The organism is Variovorax rhizosphaerae, assembly GCF_037889975.1.
Taxonomy (GTDB): domain Bacteria; phylum Pseudomonadota; class Gammaproteobacteria; order Burkholderiales; family Burkholderiaceae_C; genus Variovorax; species Variovorax rhizosphaerae.
Genome location: NZ_JBBKZT010000110.1, coordinates 1 through 1235, shown reverse-complemented (window position 1 = coordinate 1235; position 1235 = coordinate 1). Strand labels below are relative to the sequence as shown.

Annotated in this window: 1 protein-coding gene and 1 pseudogene; both read right to left on the bottom strand. The window is 67.3% G+C overall.

Annotated elements, in window-relative coordinates:
• Positions 1-44: 44 nt before the first annotated feature.
• Positions 45-273, bottom strand: a pseudogene (locus WKW82_RS40555) (IS110 family transposase); the annotation flags it as partial.
• Positions 274-296: 23 nt separating this feature from the next.
• Positions 297-1235: autotransporter domain-containing protein (locus WKW82_RS40550; protein ID WP_340348852.1), on the bottom strand; the 939-nt coding region annotated here is incomplete at its 5' end.

Sequence of the window (1235 nt, the reverse complement as noted above, 5' to 3'; positions counted from 1 at the left end):
ACTGAAGACTGCTGTACTCATGCCGCCTTTATCACTGGGGTGATTCAAAAGCCCAATGCGGCGGCACGACGCTGCAGCGCGACGATGATGCGCTGACGCTGTTGCTCGTCATAGTGCTGCTGGCCTTGATCGACGTAGGCCTCGCCCCGGGTCAGCATGAAGTACATCAGTCGGGCCAGCTTGTGTGCGGTCGCCGTGTTGGCGCACGGCTTGTCCATTCGTGTACACAAGCGCGCCGAGCGCGGAGTCGCTATGGGACAGATTCATCGCCGCGAATACTGGGAGCATTGGGGCCGCTACCACCGCACCTTGATACCGAGCGAAGCCAACACCGATGACTTGACCGTCGCATCTCCGCCTATGTTCCAGAGGTGCCCGATCTCACCGTACAGGCTGGTCGCGGTGGTCAGCGCCAGCATTGCGCCGGCGGCCGCCTCGGCCGCGCTGTAGCCGTTCGCGCTGGCGATCGCGATCGATCCCGCCGGGCCAATGAAGCTGACCACGTCGTCCCCGAAGTTCGCCCGGTACAAGTTCACTCGCGCGTACGGCTGCAGCCGTCCGGCGCCGGTGGCGAGATCGCCCCTGATGCGCACGCCCAGCCGCCCGATCCAGCCGTGCGCCACGTTGTGGCGCACTTGCGCGCCAACCAGCGACATGTCGTTCACGCTGCTGTGTTGATACGCGATCTGCGCCTGCGGCTCGATACTCCAGCGCTCGTCAAGAGCAAAGGGCTTGCCCACCTCCACGGAGGCCGTGAAGCCGCTGGCTTTGCCGGAGACGCTTGGGTTGATGTCGGGACGCATCGTGAAGCGCTGGCTGCCGCCCTGCAGCACGCTGTCGACGTAGAGGCCGCTCGCGTCCATCCAGGTCGCATAGGCGCCCAGGTAGCGCGATTGCACGTCGTTGCTGCCCACGCGCGCGGTGATGCCGCGGGCATTGCCGGTGACGTCGGCCCTGCCATCGAGGTAGCCCACGTAGACACCCGCACGCCAGTAGCCGCTGGTCCACAGGTCGGTGCCGGCCTGCAGGCCGCTTACACGGCCCTGGCTCCGGGCCTGGGCGATGCCCGGCTGCTGGACGTCCAGGTTGGCGTACACCACGCGCCCCCATGCGTGACGCGTACCGGCCTGCGCGCCTGCCTGCGAGTCCGGCCCCGGGGCCCTCGGGGCTTCGTCGCCCATGCGCCGATGCAGGTTGCCCAGCATCGCCAGGTCGGCCTGCCGCAGTTGCGCCGG